Origin of the sequence: Pseudomonas sp. B21-054 (assembly GCF_026016345.1) — a bacterium.
Taxonomy (GTDB): domain Bacteria; phylum Pseudomonadota; class Gammaproteobacteria; order Pseudomonadales; family Pseudomonadaceae; genus Aquipseudomonas.
On sequence record NZ_CP087204.1, the window covers coordinates 1,693,728 to 1,708,261 of the forward strand.

General features: G+C 61.0%; 14 protein-coding genes. 10 read left to right on the forward strand and 4 right to left on the reverse strand.

Features of this window, described 5'->3' with window-relative positions; all coding sequences use genetic code 11:
- Positions 1-181 precede the first annotated feature (181 nt).
- From LOY70_RS07580 to LOY70_RS07595, 4 genes are all read left to right on the forward strand, one after another.
- The gene (locus LOY70_RS07580; protein ID WP_265035146.1) at positions 182-1,468 is read left to right on the forward strand and encodes an MFS transporter; all 1,287 of its coding nucleotides are present in this window, start codon (positions 182-184) and stop codon (positions 1,466-1,468) included.
- 68 nt (positions 1,469-1,536) lie between these two features.
- Positions 1,537-2,289: a 5-oxoprolinase subunit PxpA gene (locus LOY70_RS07585; RefSeq protein ID WP_123414722.1), complete on the forward strand. Its 753-nt coding sequence runs from the start codon at positions 1,537-1,539 to the stop codon at positions 2,287-2,289.
- On the forward strand, positions 2,286-2,990 hold the full coding sequence (gene pxpB, locus LOY70_RS07590) for a 5-oxoprolinase subunit PxpB (RefSeq protein WP_265035149.1): 705 nt from the start codon (positions 2,286-2,288) through the stop codon (positions 2,988-2,990). Before LOY70_RS07585 ends, pxpB begins: the two co-directional genes overlap by 4 nt.
- A complete protein-coding gene (locus LOY70_RS07595; protein ID WP_265035151.1) occupies positions 2,987-3,907 on the forward strand; it encodes a biotin-dependent carboxyltransferase family protein in 921 nt (306 codons plus the stop codon). The genes pxpB and LOY70_RS07595 overlap by 4 nt, the downstream gene beginning before the upstream one ends.
- Positions 3,908-4,026: 119 nt before the next feature.
- On the opposite strand, the gene LOY70_RS07600 is transcribed toward LOY70_RS07595, so the two are convergent.
- Complete coding sequence (locus LOY70_RS07600) at positions 4,027-5,205, reverse strand: vWA domain-containing protein (protein ID WP_003198888.1); 1,179 nt, start codon at positions 5,203-5,205, stop codon at positions 4,027-4,029.
- 34 nt (positions 5,206-5,239) lie between these two features.
- Positions 5,240-6,085: an AAA family ATPase gene (locus LOY70_RS07605; protein WP_025212404.1), complete on the reverse strand. Its 846-nt coding sequence runs from the start codon at positions 6,083-6,085 to the stop codon at positions 5,240-5,242.
- 198 nt (positions 6,086-6,283) lie between these two features.
- Between LOY70_RS07605 and LOY70_RS07610 the strand changes: the two genes are divergently transcribed.
- Positions 6,284-6,514 (forward strand): DUF4160 domain-containing protein, encoded by a 231-nt coding sequence (locus LOY70_RS07610; RefSeq protein ID WP_265035156.1) that lies wholly within the window; start codon positions 6,284-6,286, stop codon positions 6,512-6,514.
- Positions 6,502-7,002 carry a DUF2442 domain-containing protein gene (locus LOY70_RS07615; RefSeq protein ID WP_265035158.1) on the forward strand — a complete coding sequence of 167 codons (501 nt, stop codon included), beginning with the start codon at positions 6,502-6,504 and terminating at the stop codon, positions 7,000-7,002. Before LOY70_RS07610 ends, LOY70_RS07615 begins: the two co-directional genes overlap by 13 nt.
- Here LOY70_RS07615 and LOY70_RS07620 read toward each other — a convergent pair.
- Complete coding sequence (locus LOY70_RS07620) at positions 6,999-8,075, reverse strand: DUF748 domain-containing protein (protein WP_265035160.1); 1,077 nt, start codon at positions 8,073-8,075, stop codon at positions 6,999-7,001. The genes LOY70_RS07615 and LOY70_RS07620 overlap by 4 nt on opposite strands.
- Before the next feature lie 137 nt (positions 8,076-8,212).
- Between LOY70_RS07620 and cysK the strand changes: the two genes are divergently transcribed.
- From cysK to LOY70_RS07635, 3 genes are all read left to right on the forward strand, one after another.
- Positions 8,213-9,187 (forward strand): cysteine synthase A, encoded by a 975-nt coding sequence (gene cysK / locus LOY70_RS07625; RefSeq protein WP_265035162.1) that lies wholly within the window; start codon positions 8,213-8,215, stop codon positions 9,185-9,187.
- Between the two features lie 179 nt (positions 9,188-9,366).
- Positions 9,367-10,305, forward strand: a complete 939-nt coding sequence (locus LOY70_RS07630; protein WP_265035164.1) for an aspartyl/asparaginyl beta-hydroxylase domain-containing protein — start codon at positions 9,367-9,369, stop codon at positions 10,303-10,305.
- 338 nt (positions 10,306-10,643) lie between these two features.
- Positions 10,644-11,507, forward strand: coding sequence for a DMT family transporter (locus LOY70_RS07635; protein WP_265035166.1), 864 nt, complete (start codon positions 10,644-10,646; stop codon positions 11,505-11,507).
- 122 nt (positions 11,508-11,629) lie between these two features.
- Here LOY70_RS07635 and LOY70_RS07640 read toward each other — a convergent pair whose 3' ends face one another.
- Positions 11,630-12,538 carry a DMT family transporter gene (locus LOY70_RS07640; RefSeq protein ID WP_265035168.1) on the reverse strand — a complete coding sequence of 303 codons (909 nt, stop codon included), beginning with the start codon at positions 12,536-12,538 and terminating at the stop codon, positions 11,630-11,632.
- A 130-nt stretch (positions 12,539-12,668) separates the two neighbouring features.
- Between LOY70_RS07640 and aceK the strand changes: the two genes are divergently transcribed.
- A complete protein-coding gene (aceK, locus tag LOY70_RS07645; RefSeq protein ID WP_123342260.1) occupies positions 12,669-14,390 on the forward strand; it encodes a bifunctional isocitrate dehydrogenase kinase/phosphatase in 1,722 nt (573 codons plus the stop codon).
- Positions 14,391-14,534: the final 144 nt, after the last annotated feature.

Genomic DNA, 14,534 nt, shown 5'->3' on the forward strand with positions numbered 1-14,534 from the left:
TAAATCCCCTCGCCACAACGGTGTTCAGCCAGGCCCTGCGTCTTACCCAATCAAGTTTTTCTTATGACCCAGCCGAGGTTTTATTCGTTGGACGGGATCGGCCGCGCGCTCAAGAATCGGGGCAACGGTCTCCACGTCAGCGTCGTCGAGACTCACAACAATAAAACCGCGGAGAACCCCCATGAGTGCACCCGACACGCTCGGCGTCCCTAAACCCCAGGCCCGTTCTGGCCCGTTCGATTGGTATCGCAATATCAACCAGCAGGAGCGTCGCACATTCTGGAGTTGCAAGATTGGCTACGCCCTGGACGGCATGGACACCCAGATGCTCAGTTTCGTGGTGCCGACCCTGATCGCGATGTGGGGTATCACCACCGGGCAAGCGGGGCTGATCCACACCAGTACCCTGATCGCTTCGGCCATCGGCGGCTGGGTGGCGGGCATTCTCTCGGACCGCATCGGTCGCGTGCGCACCCTGCAACTGACGGTGTTGTGGTTCGCGTTCTTCACCTTCCTGTGCGGCTTCGCCCAGAACTACGAACAACTGTTGATCGCCCGCACACTGATGGGCTTCGGCTTTGGCGGCGAGTGGACCGCTGGTGCGGTGTTGATGGGCGAGGTGATTCGCGCCAAGGACCGTGGCAAGGCGGTCGGTATGGTGCAATCGGGTTGGGCGCTGGGCTGGGGCATGACGGCGATTCTGTATGCGCTGCTGTTTTCGGTGTTGCCGCCGGAAGATGCCTGGCGCGCACTGTTCATCCTCGGCATCGTGCCGGCAGTGTTTGTGATTTTCGTCCGCCGGCTGGTCAAGGATCCGGACGTCTATAACCAGACCAAGGCCCGGCTGACGCCGGAAAACCCAGCGAAGTTCTACGAGATTTTTGCCCCCGGCATTCTCTTCACCACCCTTCGCGCCTCGCTGCTGACCACCGGCGCCTTGGGTGGTTATTACGCCATCACGTCCTGGTTGCCGACGTTCCTGAAGAATGAACGCGGCTTGAGCGTATTGAGCACCGGCGGTTATCTGGCAATGGTGATCGTCGGCTCTTACGTGGGTTACGTCATCAGCGCGTACCTGTCGGACATCCTGGGCCGGAAAAAGAACTTCGTCCTGTACGCCATCGGCTCATTCACCATCGTGCTGCTGTATACCCAACTGCACGTGAGCAATAACGTGATGCTCTGGCTGGGCTTCCCCTTGGGATTCTTCGCGTCGGGCATGTTCAGCGGCATGGGCTCGTTCCTCACCGAACTGTTTCCTACGCGTATTCGTGGTTCGGGCCAAGGCTTCTGCTACAACATTGGCCGGGCGGTGGCGGCATTGTTCCCCCTGTTGATCGGCCTGCTGAGCCAGAAGGTGCCGCTGAGCGTGGGAATCGGTGCGTTTGCGGCGGTGTCCTATGGCGTGGTGATCCTGGCGGCCCTGAGCCTGCCGGAAACCCAAGGCAAGCAGCTGGAAGCCGAGTAACTGATAACCTGCGGGGCACATGCATGTCCCGTAGTTAAACGAAGCAAGCATCTACAGGAGCGTTCACCGTGAACCGCCTGCTATTGAACTGCGACATTGGCGAGAGCTTCGGCAGCTGGACCATGGGTCTGGATGCTGAGGTGATGCCTTTCATCGATTGCGCCAACATCGCCTGCGGCTTTCATGCCGGCGACCCGAGCATCATGCGCAAGACCGTCAGCCTGGCCCTGAGCCACGGCGTGCGGATCGGCGCGCACCCGGCCTATCAAGACCTGGCCGGCTTTGGCCGGCGGTCCATGGCTTATGGCGCCCAGGAGTTGCAGGATTTGCTGCATTACCAGATCGGCGCCCTCGACGGCATTTGCCGGGCCCAGGGCGGGCAGGTCAGCTACGTCAAACCCCATGGGGCGATGTACAACGACATGATGGCCAATCCAGCGCAACTGCGTGCCGTGATCCAGGCGGTTGCCGCCTATGACCGGCAATTGCCGTTGATGCTCATGGCGACCCGGGACAACAGCGCCGCCCAGGCCCTGGGCGATGAGTATGGCCTGACCCTGTGGTTCGAAGCCTTCGCCGACCGTGCCTATGACAGTGCCGGCCGCCTGGTTTCGCGGCAAGCGCCGGGAGCCGTGCACCACGATCCCGAGGTCATCATCGAGCAAGCCCTGACCATTGCCCGCGGCGATGCGCTGACTGCCAGCGATGGCAGCGCCCTGAATCTGAAGGCCAACACGTTGTGCGTGCACGGTGACAACGCCAGTTCCGTGGCCGCTGTGCAACGTATCCGCGAAGCGCTGAATCGGCAGAGCGCGCCATGACGCCACGCTTGGAAGTGGTGGCGGTGGACTGCCTGATGGTCCGATTGTTCGATGAGATCGCCGAGAGCAACATGCCGTGGATGCTCGCCGCCAGTGCGCGTCTCAAAGCGGTATTTGCCGAGCATCTGATCGATCTGGTGCCGTCCTACACCACGCTGATGGTGCACTACGATATGTTGGCGCTGACGCCGGCCCAGGCCCGGGATCTGATCGGCGAGGCGCTGAGAAACCTTTCACCCGATGCCCGCTCGGTCGGCCAATGCCATGTGCTGCCGGTGTGGTACGACCCCAGTGTCGGCCCGGAGCTGGACCTGTTGGCGAGCCGCGGCGGCTTGACGGTGGAGCAGGTGATCCGCTGCCACAGCGAGCGCGAGTACCAGGTGTTCGCCCTGGGCTTTGCACCTGGATTCGCCTTCATGGGGTTGGTGGACGAAGTGCTGGCCGCGCCACGCCTCGACACGCCGCGCAAGCGGGTAGCGGCGGGCAGCGTCGGGATCGCCGAGCGTCAGACGGCGGCGTATCCGGTGGTATCGCCCGGTGGCTGGAACCTGATCGGCCGCACCCCGGCCAAACTGTTCGACCGCGAGCGCGACGGCTACAGCTTGATGCAGCCCGGCGACACGGTGCGCTTCGCCGCCGTGGATCACGCCGAATTCATCGCACTGGGCGGCGACGACACACCGCTGGAGGCCCAGGCATGAGCCGTCTATTGATCGAGGCCAGCACACCGCTGTGCCTGTTGCAGGACACCGGCCGTTTCGGCGTCAGGCATTTGGGCGTGACCCAGGGCGGGGCGGCGGATTGGCTGTCGATGGCCTGGGCCAACTGGATGCTGGGCAACGCCCCGGACGCGGCAGTGGTGGAAATCACCCTCGGCGGCTTCACGGTGGTGGCCGAAGAGGATTGCGTGCTGGCGTTGACCGGGGCGGACCTGGGCGCGCGGGTAGACGGTCAGCCGGTGGCATCGTGGCGCTTTTTCAGCCTGCGAAAGGGGCAGACGTTGGCGCTCACCCAGCCTGTACTCGGTGCCCGGGCATACCTGGCGGCCCCTGGCGGATTCAATGCGCCTGCGGTACTGGGTAGCCGGTCGACGGTGGTACGTGAAGAGCTCGGTGGCCTGGATGGACGGGGGCGGGCGCTGAGTCGCGGCGCGCACCTGAGCTATTCGGGCTTGGCGACGCCTCGGCCCATTCCTCGCGCGCTCATTCCGGATTTTCAGCAGGACTCGCCGCTGGACCTGATCCTCGGAGCGCAGAATGGGGCGTTCAGCGGGCAAAGCCTGTACGACGCGTTCAATATCGCCTGGACGCTGGACAGTCGCGCTGACCGCATGGGTATCCGGTTACTCGGCACGGCGCTGGAATACCAGGGCCCGTCGATGATCTCCGAGGGCATCCCCCTGGGCGCCGTGCAGGTGCCGCCGGACGGCCAGCCGATCGTGTTGCTCAACGATCGACAAACCATCGGCGGTTATCCACGCCTGGGCGCCTTGACGCCGTTGGCCCTGGCCCGACTGGCGCAATGCCTGCCGGGTGCGCAGGTGCGGTTGCGGCCGGTGGTGCAGGAGGTTGCGCATCGGCAGCAGGTGGAGTGTCTGCGCAGTTTTCTGGACCGCTAAAAGCATCGTCGGATCGCCGCCCGGAGCAAGCTCGCTCCCACACTGGATCTTCATCACACAAAAGATCCCCTGTGGGAGCGAGCTTGCTCGCGATGAGGCCCTAGAGGGCACCAAAGAATCTACTTGGACAGAAACCGCATCCCTTCCTCCAAACCCCGCAAGGTCAGCGGATACATCCGGTCTTCCACCAATTCGCGCACGATATTGGTCGAGGCGGTATAGCCCCAGGTGTCTTTGGGATAAGGGTTGATCCAGATGAGTTTCTTGTACTTCTCCATGAAGCGCTGCATCCACACATAGCCGGCCTCTTCATTCCAGTGTTCGACGCTGCCGCCGGCCTGGGTGATTTCATAAGGGGCCATGGCGGCGTCGCCGATGAAGATCACTTTGTAGTCGGCGCCGTACTTGTGCAGCAAATCCTGGGTCGACGTGCGTTCCGAGGTGCGGCGCAGGTTGTTCTTCCACACTGACTCGTACACAAAATTGTGGAAGTAGAAATACTCCAGGTGCTTGAACTCGGTCTTGCAGGCCGAGAACAGTTCTTCGCAGATTTTCACGTGGGCATCCATCGAGCCGCCGATGTCGAACAGCAGCAACAACTTCACGGTGTTGCGTCGTTCCGGGCGCATCTGGATGTTCAGCAGGCCGGCGTCCCGGGCGGTGTGGTCGATGGTGCCGTCGATGTCCAGCTCTTCGGCCGCACCTTGGCGGGCGAACTTGCGCAGGCGGCGCAGGGCAATCTTGATGTTACGGGTGCCCAGTTCCACCTGGTCGTCGAGGTTCTTGTACTCGCGCTGGTCCCAGACCTTCACGGCCTTGCCTTGGCGCTTGCCGGCATCGCCGACGCGAATGCCCTCGGGATTGAAGCCGCCGGAGCCGAATGGGCTGGTACCGCCGGTGCCGATCCACTTGTTGCCGCCGGCATGGCGTTCCTTCTGTTCTTCCAGGCGTTTCTTGAACTCTTCGATCAGCTTGTCCAGACCACCCAGGGACTGGATCTGCGCCCGCTCTTCGTCAGTCAACGAGCGCTCGAACTCCTTGCGCAACCAGTCTTCGGGAATCAGCGCCTGGAGATGATCGTCGAGTTTCTCCAAGCCGTTGAAGTAGGCGGCGAACGCCCGGTCGAACTTGTCGAAATGCCGTTCGTCCTTCACCAGGATCGCCCGGGACAGGTAATAAAACTCGTCCATGTCGGCGAAGATCACCCGCTGTTTCAGCGCGTTGATCAGGTCCAGCAGTTCACGCACCGACACGGGCACCTTGGCGGCGCGCATTTCATTGAACAGGTTAAGTAGCATGGCAATCGCCCTCGCTCTTGTTAAACGAAGAGGATCAGCGAGTGCCGCGGCGGCTCATGAACGCCAGGCGCTCGAGCAGTTGCACGTCCTGTTCGTTCTTGACCAGGGCCCCGGCCAGCGGCGGGATGGCCTTGGTCGGATCACGCTCGCGCAGCACCGCTTCGCCGATGTTGTCGGCCATCAGCAGCTTGAGCCAGTCCACCAGTTCGGAGGTGGAAGGTTTTTTCTTCAGGCCCGGCACCTTGCGCACGTCGAAGAACACGTCCAGCGCTTCGCTGACCAGGTCCTTCTTGATGTCCGGATAATGCACGTCGACGATTTTCTGCAGGGTGACACGGTCGGGGAAGGCGATGTAGTGGAAGAAGCAGCGGCGCAGGAACGCATCCGGCAGCTCTTTTTCGTTGTTGGAGGTAATGATGATGATCGGCCGCTGCTTGGCCTTGATGGTTTCATCGGTCTCGTAGACGTAGAACTCCATCTTGTCGAGTTCTTGCAGCAGGTCGTTGGGGAACTCGATGTCGGCCTTGTCGATTTCGTCGATCAGCAGGATCACCCGCTCCTCGGACTCGAACGCTTCCCAGAGCTTGCCCTTCTTCAGGTAGTTGCGCACGTCATGGACTTTGTCCACGCCCAGTTGCGAGTCCCGCAGACGGCTGACCGCGTCGTACTCGTACAGGCCCTGGTGAGCCTTGGTGGTGGACTTGATGTGCCAGGTGATCAGGCGTGCGCCGAAGGACTCGGCCAGTTGCTCGGCGAGCATGGTCTTGCCGGTGCCCGGTTCGCCCTTGACCAGCAGCGGCCGCTCCAGGGTGATGGCGGCGTTGACGGCCAGTTTCAGGTCATCGGTGGCCACGTAGGCGCGGGTGCCTTCGAACTTCATCTGCAATTCCTCGAACGGTGTCGCCGGCCTGATGAGGCAGGGCGCGCGAAATAAATGTCATGCCCGACTATAACGCGGCGCCCCGGCGACTGTGAACGCAGACGCTGTATTCAGTCTCTGAATGGAGCGTCACATGTTGACTCAGTCTCGGCCGCTTGCCAGTATTGCATATCGCCAATTTGGCGATATGTTTGGTGCATGTCTACTAAATATCGATTCAAGAATACTTACCGCATTCAACTGCGTGAACGAGACCCTCCACCGCCCCCTGTTCACCTGACGGGTGGTGGGTTGGATGTGATGCTGAGCCTGGACACCGTGGAAGTGATGATGGGCCGCGCGCCGCCGTTGATCATCAAGGAAGCGCTGGACTGGGTCAGGGTTCACCAGGCGCAACTGTTGGAGGACTGGAAACGATGCTACCCATGAAACGGCCGCGGCTATTGGCCGTGCAGGCCTTATTCCCGTTCAGTCTTGAACTGACGTTCATCGACGGGCAGCGACTGACGTTGGACTTGAGTGCCGACGTGCAACGTTACCCAGGCTTGCAGCCTTTGCTGAAAGAGGCAGCGTTTGGAGGCGCGAGCCTGGGGGACGATGGTTGGAGCGTGGAATGGCCCGAACTGGATATCCAGATCGGGGCCGATACCTTGTATCTGGATGCGCTGGCGCAGAATGCCGTGGATGAAAATACCCGTATCTTCATCGGTTGGCGTGCCCGTACCGGCTTGCCGTTGAACAAGGCCGCCGAAGCCCTCGGGGTCAGCGCTCGCAGCATCAGCCGCTATAGCAGTGGGCGCGAGGCTGTACCGCGTTCGCTGGCCCTGGCGTGCCTGGGATGGGACTCGCTGCAGCGTGGCGCGGGCATCGCGGCGGCGGAACCGATCGGCCGCTACACCGTCACGCGCAAGCCCTAGTTGGTCGAAGGCGGTGGTTGTTCATAGCGAGCGTTGAACGCCTGGACGAAACCGTTGCGCAGAATCTGCAGGAAGGCTTCGAAGGCGCTGATGTCCTGCTGATGAACGTTGCCACTGAGTTCCACCCGGGTGGCGAACTGGTTCTTGCGCTGGTTCTTGAGGGCTGTCTCACCCGTGCCGACCAGTGCCTCCCAGACGGAGCGGAAGATGTTTTTGTTCTTGTTTTCCACGTCCTGTTGCCAGTCGAACACATCGACATCACGCAACAGTGGCTTGATGTAGCCGCTGAGTCGGGCATTGTCGGCTTCGGCCTCGACCACCAGGTCGCCGTGGCCGGCGTTGAAATCGAATTTGCCATAGGCCGCGGCGAAATCGTTCAGGCGCTTGAGTTCGATGTTTGTGGCCCGCAGGCGGAAGTCGAAGTCCTCGAAGTTGCTCAACGGGTCGAAGGTGGCCTGCATTTCCAGGGGCGCATGTTCGGCCACCAAGGCCTTGCCCTCGAAACGGGCATCGCGTTTGCCTTCGGTGTCGACCACGTTGGTCAGGTTGTAAAAACTGGCGTCGACATCGGTGGCCCGCAGGTTGACCGGAGGCTTGGAATTGAAATTGCGAAAGGTGACCTTGCCGTCCCTGATCCGCACTTCGTTGAGGGTGATGGGCAGCAGCTTACTCAATTGCTCCCGCCAGTTGGTGCCTTGGCCGGTCTGGGAGTTCTGCCGGTTGGCCCCGCCGTCGACGAAGTTCACTTCGGGGCGGGCGAACTCTACCTCGGCCACCACGGCATGGTCGTACCACAGCGAATGCCAGCTCACGGACAGGTCGATCAACGGCGCGTCGACAAATGGCACCGGGACCTTGCCGTCGACCTTGACGATTTTCAGGCCGTTGATCCGGTAGGCTCCACGCCAGAGCGCCAGGTCCACGTCGATCACCTGGCCGCGATAGTCGCCCATGTCGGCGAGCTTGTCGTTCAGGTAGTCGCGTACCAGGTAAGGCAGGGTGAAATGCAGGACCACGAGCACCGCAACGATGGCGGCGAGAGTCCACAGTGGCCAGCTGTATCGACGCTTCATGTCAGTCTCCAGCATTGTTAGGGGGACTAATGCCATTGACTGTCGTAGCCACTGGAACGTTCGGTGCAACTGGACGCCCAAGAGCAACAGGCATACCTTTAAATGCTTAAATTTCCCGCTGCATCAAGGACCCAGTCATGAGCCGTATATTTGCAGACAACGCCCATTCCATTGGCAATACGCCACTGGTGCAGATCAACCGTATCGCCCCGCGTGGCGTGACCATCCTGGCCAAGATCGAAGGGCGTAACCCAGGGTATTCGGTCAAGTGCCGGATCGGCGCGAACATGATCTGGGACGCTGAAAGCTCGGGCAAGCTCAAGCCTGGCATGACCATCGTCGAGCCCACGTCGGGCAACACCGGGATCGGCCTGGCGTTTGTCGCCGCCGCCCGTGGCTACAAGCTGATGCTGACGATGCCAGCGTCGATGAGTATCGAACGGCGCAAGGTGCTCAAGGCCCTGGGGGCGGAGCTGGTGCTCACTGAGCCGGCCAAGGGGATGAAAGGGGCCATCGAGAAAGCGGCCGAGATCCTGGCCAGCGACCCTTCCAAATACTTCATGCCGCAGCAGTTCGATAACCCGGCGAACCCGGCGATTCATGAAAAAACCACCGGCCCGGAAATCTGGAACGACACCGACGGTGCGGTTGACGTGCTGGTAGCGGGCGTGGGCACCGGAGGAACCATTACCGGGATTTCGCGGTACATCAAGAACACCTGCGGCAAGCCGATCCTGTCGGTGGCGGTCGAGCCGGAGGTTTCACCGGTGATTACCCAGGCAATGGCGGGCCAGGAGATCAAGCCCAGCCCTCATAAGATCCAGGGGATTGGTGCGGGATTCGTGCCGAAGAACCTCGACCTGTCGATCGTCGATCAGGTTGAGCGGGTCACTGATGACGAATCCAAGGTCATGGCCCTGCGCTTGATGCAGGAGGAGGGCATCCTCTGCGGGATTTCCTGTGGCGCGGCGATGGCCGTGGCCGTGCGCCTGGCGGAAAAACCGGAAATGCAGGGTAAGACCATCGTGGTGATCCTGCCGGATTCGGGTGAGCGGTATCTGTCGAGCATGTTGTTCAGTGATTTGTTTACTGAGCAGGAGACTCAGCAGTGAAGTTGATGAGCTTCAGCCAAGATTCAGGCCATGCATGTTAAGAAGGGAATTGTTGCGTAATTTTCAACAGTGAATGTTGCGCCGGGTAGTTTCCGGGCCCGGCAGCGATCTATAACATGGCCGGCCGCTGCGTCGGGCTGATGGCGTTGCGTAAGTTGTTTTGGACAAGGAGTTATAAAATGACCGTTTCGTTCGTCGCCAAGGCCTCGGTGTTGCTGCTGTTCCTGGGCAGTACGCTGTACGTGCATCTGCGCGGTAAGGCGCGTCTGCCGGTATTGCGCCAGTTCGTTAACCACTCGGCATTGTTCGCTCCCTACAACGCCTTGATGTACCTGTTCTCCGGCGTGCCGTCCAAACCTTATCTGGACCGCAGCAAGTTTCCCGAGCTCGATGTGCTCAAGGACAATTGGCAAGTCATCCGCGACGAGGCCATGCACCTGTTCGACGAGGGGTACATCCGGGCCGCGGAAAAGAACAATGACGCGGGCTTTGGTTCGTTCTTCAAGAAAGGCTGGAAGCGCTTCTACCTCAAGTGGTACGACAAAGCGCTGCCGTCGGCCGAATTGCTGTGTCCCCGCACCGTCGAGCTGGTCAACCAGATCCCGAATGTGCGCGGCGCGATGTTTGCCCTGTTGCCGGGCGGCAGCCACTTGAACCCCCATCGAGACCCGTTTGCCGGTTCCCTGCGCTATCACCTCGGGCTGTCCACGCCCAATTCCGACGACTGCCGGATCTTCGTTGACGGTCAGATCTATGCCTGGCGCGATGGCGAAGACGTCATGTTCGATGAGACCTACGTGCACTGGGTCAAGAACGAAACGCCGCAGACTCGGGTGATCCTGTTCTGTGACATCGAACGACCCTTGAAAAGCCGGCTGATGACCCGTCTCAACCGCGCCATCAGCGCCTTTCTTGGCCGCGCCACTGCGCCGCAGAACCTGGAGGATGAACACGTCGGCGGCATCAACCGGGCCTATGCCTGGAGCAAGACGTTCAGTGACGGCATCAGCGGCCGGGTCAAGCAGTTCAAACGCAAGCATCCCAAGGCCTACCGGGTGATGCGGCCAGTATTGGCGGTCGCGGTGCTGACGGTCCTCGGCTATTGGTTATTCGTTTAAACATTGCGTAACACTTCGAGCGCTGGTTATAGTCAGCGCTTGTCGGGTTCTCGAACCCACCCTCCAAGAGATCGGCTCATGCCTGCATCCCCTGTCATCGCGGTTGTCGTCCCAGCGTTCAGCGCTGGCGTCGTGCCGTGCGGGAATCAGCAGCCTGCGCAGATCGGTCAATACCCCCCACCAGCCAGTAACCCACCGGTGTACGCCGTCGTATCACCGCCGGGTGTTGGCGTTCAGGGCTGATCGGCAACTGCTGTCATCCCCTGTGCTCGCCTGAAACAACTACTGGACTTCAGCTTCGGCTGAGTTGGCTTTTTGCCTGACTACAGGTGGTATTCATGTTTTCCCTATCCAAAAACGCCTTATTGGCGGCGGCTTCCACGAGCCTGTTCGTTCTGCTGTGGAGCAGCGGGGCGATCTTTTCCAAGCTCGGCCTGGCCCACGCTTCACCTTTTGCCTTTTTGCTGATCCGTTTTGCCATCGCCCTGTCGGCGCTGGTGCTGTTGATCCCGGTGTTCAAGTTCAAACTGCCGAAAACCGGCAGGCCGATGCTGTACGCGGCGACCACCGGGCTGGTGTTGCTGGGGGCCTATCAGATCTTTTATCTGCTGGCCCTGCAGATGAACGTCACCCCAGGGGTCATGGCGACGTTGATGGGCGTGCAGCCGATCCTTACCGTGGTGCTCGTGGAGCGCCAGCGCTCCTGGCAGCGCCTGTTCGGCCTGGCGCTGGGGTTGGTGGGATTGGTCATGGTGGTGTACCAGGGGATCGGCCTGGCCGGCATGTCCCTGGCCGGGATGCTTTGCGGTTTGCTGGCCCTGGTGAGCATGACGGCCGGTTCCATCATGCAGAAGCGCATCACCGATAATCCCTTGGGCACCCTGCCTGTGCAGTACCTGGCCGGGCTCGTATTGTGCGCGGTGTTCGTACCATTCCAGCCGTTTCACTTTGAGTACAGCGTGGGCTTCATCGGGCCAGTGTTGTGGATGGGGCTGGTGGTGTCGGTGCTGGCGACGTTGCTGCTGTACCGTCTGATCGCCCGGGGCAACCTGGTGAATGTCACCAGCCTGTTCTACCTGGTGCCGGCGGTGACGGCGATCATGGACTACCTGGTGTTTGGCAATCGGCTGGCGTTGTTGAGCTGGCTGGGGATGGGGCTGATCATCGTGGGGTTGGTGTTTGTGTTTCGTAAAAGCCGTTAGCCCTTAGTTATTCGCTGGTTGTACCACCGCTATCGCGAGCAAGCTCGCTCCCACAGGGTTATGCGCAGCCCTTTTGTGGGAGCGAGCTTGCTCGCGATGGCCTATTCAGCCACACCGATGGATTACCGGGCAGAGACTTCAGCCGGTTTCACCGCCCCTGGCTTCAACACCAGCCACAACGCCGCCGCAATCAACACCCCGCCATACAGATGCGCCATCCCCAGCGGCTCATCCAGCAGCAAGGCTCCCCACAGCACGCCGAACGGCGGGATCAGGAACGTCACGGTCATGGATTTGACCGGGCCGATGGAACTGAGCAGGCGGAAATAAAGGATGTACGCCAGCGCGGTGCACACCAGGCCCAGCCCCAGCAGTGACAACCAGACGCTCCAACCACCCCAGCTGACGGGCGGCTGGCTGATGACGCTGTAGCCAAACAGTGGCAACAAAAATACCGTGGCGCCAAACATACTGCCCAGGGCTGAAAGGCGACTGTCCAGCCCGCCTTGATGATCGAGCCAGCGGCGGGTGAGAAAACCGGCGAAGCCGTAGCACGTGGTGGCGAGCAGGCAGGCGAGGGCGCCCATCAGCAATTGCAGGTCGAAGGCCACCGGGCCGGCACGGGTCAGGATGCCGACGCCGAGCAATCCCAGGAACACCCCACTGACCTTGGCCACCGTGAATTTTTCGTGGAAGAACAATCCGCCGATCAATACCCCCATCAGCGGCGTGGTGGCGTTGAATATCGCCGAGTAACCGGCCGGCAGCACTTGGGCGGCCAGCGAGTAAAACGTCGCCGGGATACCTGAGTTGATCAGGCCCAGCATCATCACGACTTTCAACTTGCCGCGAAAATTCCAGTCGACGCGCATCAGCGCCAGAATCACCAACAGCCCGACGAAGGCGATGGATACGCGGAAAAAGGCGGTGGGGATCGTGCCAATGACGGGGGCGATAATGCGCATGAACAGGAAGCTCGCCCCCCAGATGGCGGCCAATGAGAGCAGGCGCAGGATATCGACGGGGTTCACGAATCATTCCTTCCTTGTTTGGTCGGCAAGTGTCGCCGCCCTGAATACCGATGGCAATGGTTGCGTTGCCGCGCGATTGGCCTCTAAGCTCAGTCGCCCATAACACGCATGACCCGCCGAGGTTTACCCTATGCCGCAGCCATGGCCCGCTACCGATATCGCCCGTTCGATCCTCGACGGCTTCGACGATTATCGTGAGCATTTCCGGCAGATCACCGATGGTGCCCGTGCCCGGTTCGAGCAGGCCCGGTGGCTGGAAGCCCAAGCGGCTTCGGCGGCGCGAATCAATTTGTATGAAGAAAAAGTCTTTGAAACCGTCACTCGATTGCGCGCGACCTTCGACGCTGAGTCGTTGATGGATGTCGGCTGCTGGCCGCTGGTCAAAAGCGCCTACATCAGCCTGATCGACCTGCGCTTCGACGATGAGCTGTCCGAGACCTGGTACAACTCGATCTTCTGCGGGCTGTTCAGTCATGACCTGATCAGCGACGGCACCATGTTCATCCACACCACCCGACCCAGCCTGCGCCGCGCCCGCGCCGCCCAGACCCGCACCTACAAACCCCAGGGGCAGTTGGACCGGATGTTGGCGAGCGTGTTCTCCGACTACCGCTTCAGCGAAGATTACGCCGACCTGCCAGGCGACCTGCAGCGTCTCGAAGCCCAACTGCGGGAGAACCTGCCGGACTGGGTGTGCAAGGACCCGGAGCTGACGGTGGAGTTGTTTTCTTCCGTGCTCTATCGCAACAAGGGCGCTTACCTGGTGGGCCGGATCTACACCCGCGATGAGCAATGGCCGCTGGTGATCCCACTGCTGCACCGCGAAGGCCGGGGCATCCAGATCGACGCGCTGATCACCGACGAGGCGCAGGTGTCGATCATCTTCTCGTTCACCCGCTCGTACTTCATGGTGGACGTGCCGGTGCCAGCGGAATTCATCGGCTTTCTCAAGCGTATCCTGCCGGGCAAGCACATCGCCGAGCTGTACACCTCCATCGGTTTCTACAAACACGGCAAATCCGAGTTCTACCGGGCGCTGATCAATCATCTGGCGAACACCGACGACCAGTTCATCATGGCGCCGGGCGTGCGCGGCATGGTCATGAGCGTCTTCACGCTGCCGGGCTTCAACACCGTCTTCAAGATCATCAAGGACCGTTTCTCGCCGTCGAAAAACGTCGACCGCGCCACGGTGATCGAAAAGTACCGCCTGGTGAAAAGCGTCGACCGGGTCGGACGCATGGCCGATACCCAGGAATTTGCCGATTTCCGTTTTCCCCTGGGCAAGTTCGAGCCGGCGTGCCTGGAGGAATTGCTGGAAGTGGCGCCGTCCACGGTGTCGGTGGAAGGCGACACGGTGCTGATTCGCCACTGCTGGACCGAACGGCGCATGACCCCGCTGAACCTCTATCTGGAAAACGCCAACCAAGACCAGGTGCGCGAGGCGCTGGAAGATTATGGCCTGGCCATCAAGCAACTGGCGGCGGCGAATATCTTCCCCGGCGACATGCTGCTCAAGAACTTCGGCGTGACCCGCCACGGCCGCGTGGTGTTCTACGACTACGATGAAATCTGCTTCCTGACCGAAGCCAACTTCCGCCACATCCCCCAGCCCCGCACCCCGGAAGACGAAATGGCCTCCGAGCCCTGGTACTCCATCGGGCCGCTGGACGTGTTCCCCGAAGAATTCCCGCCGTTCCTGTTCGCCGACGCGGGGCAGCGCAAGCTGTTCGACCAGTTGCACGGCGAGCTGTACAACGCCGACTACTGGAAAAGCCTGCAAGAGGCGATCCGGGCGGGGAAGGTGATCGATGTGTTTCCATATCGGCGCAAGGACCTGGATAACGAATAACCGGCGACCTTGAATCCTGCGAGCCCCTGTGGGAGCGAGCTTGCTCGCGATGGCGGTGTACCAGTCAACATCAATGCACGCTGAACCACCGCTATCGCGAGCAAGCTCGCTCCCACAAGGGGGGGGCGGTGGGCTGCTTTGCGT

What these genes read in the sequence shown, in the direction of transcription:
- LOY70_RS07580 (WP_265035146.1), top strand. Translation starts at nt 182, where the DNA reads ATGAGTGCACCCGACACGCTCGGCGTCCCTAAACCCCAGGCCCGTTCT.
- pxpB (WP_265035149.1), top strand. Translation starts at nt 2,286, where the DNA reads ATGACGCCACGCTTGGAAGTGGTGGCGGTGGACTGCCTGATGGTCCGA.
- LOY70_RS07595 (WP_265035151.1), top strand. Translation starts at nt 2,987, where the DNA reads ATGAGCCGTCTATTGATCGAGGCCAGCACACCGCTGTGCCTGTTGCAG.
- LOY70_RS07600 (WP_003198888.1), bottom strand. Translation starts at nt 5,205, where the DNA reads ATGCTACTTAACCTGTTCAATGAAATGCGCGCCGCCAAGGTGCCCGTG.
- LOY70_RS07605 (WP_025212404.1), bottom strand. Translation starts at nt 6,085, where the DNA reads ATGAAGTTCGAAGGCACCCGCGCCTACGTGGCCACCGATGACCTGAAA.
- LOY70_RS07610 (WP_265035156.1), top strand. Translation starts at nt 6,284, where the DNA reads ATGTCTACTAAATATCGATTCAAGAATACTTACCGCATTCAACTGCGT.
- LOY70_RS07615 (WP_265035158.1), top strand. Translation starts at nt 6,502, where the DNA reads ATGCTACCCATGAAACGGCCGCGGCTATTGGCCGTGCAGGCCTTATTC.
- LOY70_RS07620 (WP_265035160.1), bottom strand. Translation starts at nt 8,075, where the DNA reads ATGAAGCGTCGATACAGCTGGCCACTGTGGACTCTCGCCGCCATCGTT.
- cysK (WP_265035162.1), top strand. Translation starts at nt 8,213, where the DNA reads ATGAGCCGTATATTTGCAGACAACGCCCATTCCATTGGCAATACGCCA.
- LOY70_RS07630 (WP_265035164.1), top strand. Translation starts at nt 9,367, where the DNA reads ATGACCGTTTCGTTCGTCGCCAAGGCCTCGGTGTTGCTGCTGTTCCTG.
- LOY70_RS07635 (WP_265035166.1), top strand. Translation starts at nt 10,644, where the DNA reads ATGTTTTCCCTATCCAAAAACGCCTTATTGGCGGCGGCTTCCACGAGC.
- aceK (WP_123342260.1), top strand. Translation starts at nt 12,669, where the DNA reads ATGCCGCAGCCATGGCCCGCTACCGATATCGCCCGTTCGATCCTCGAC.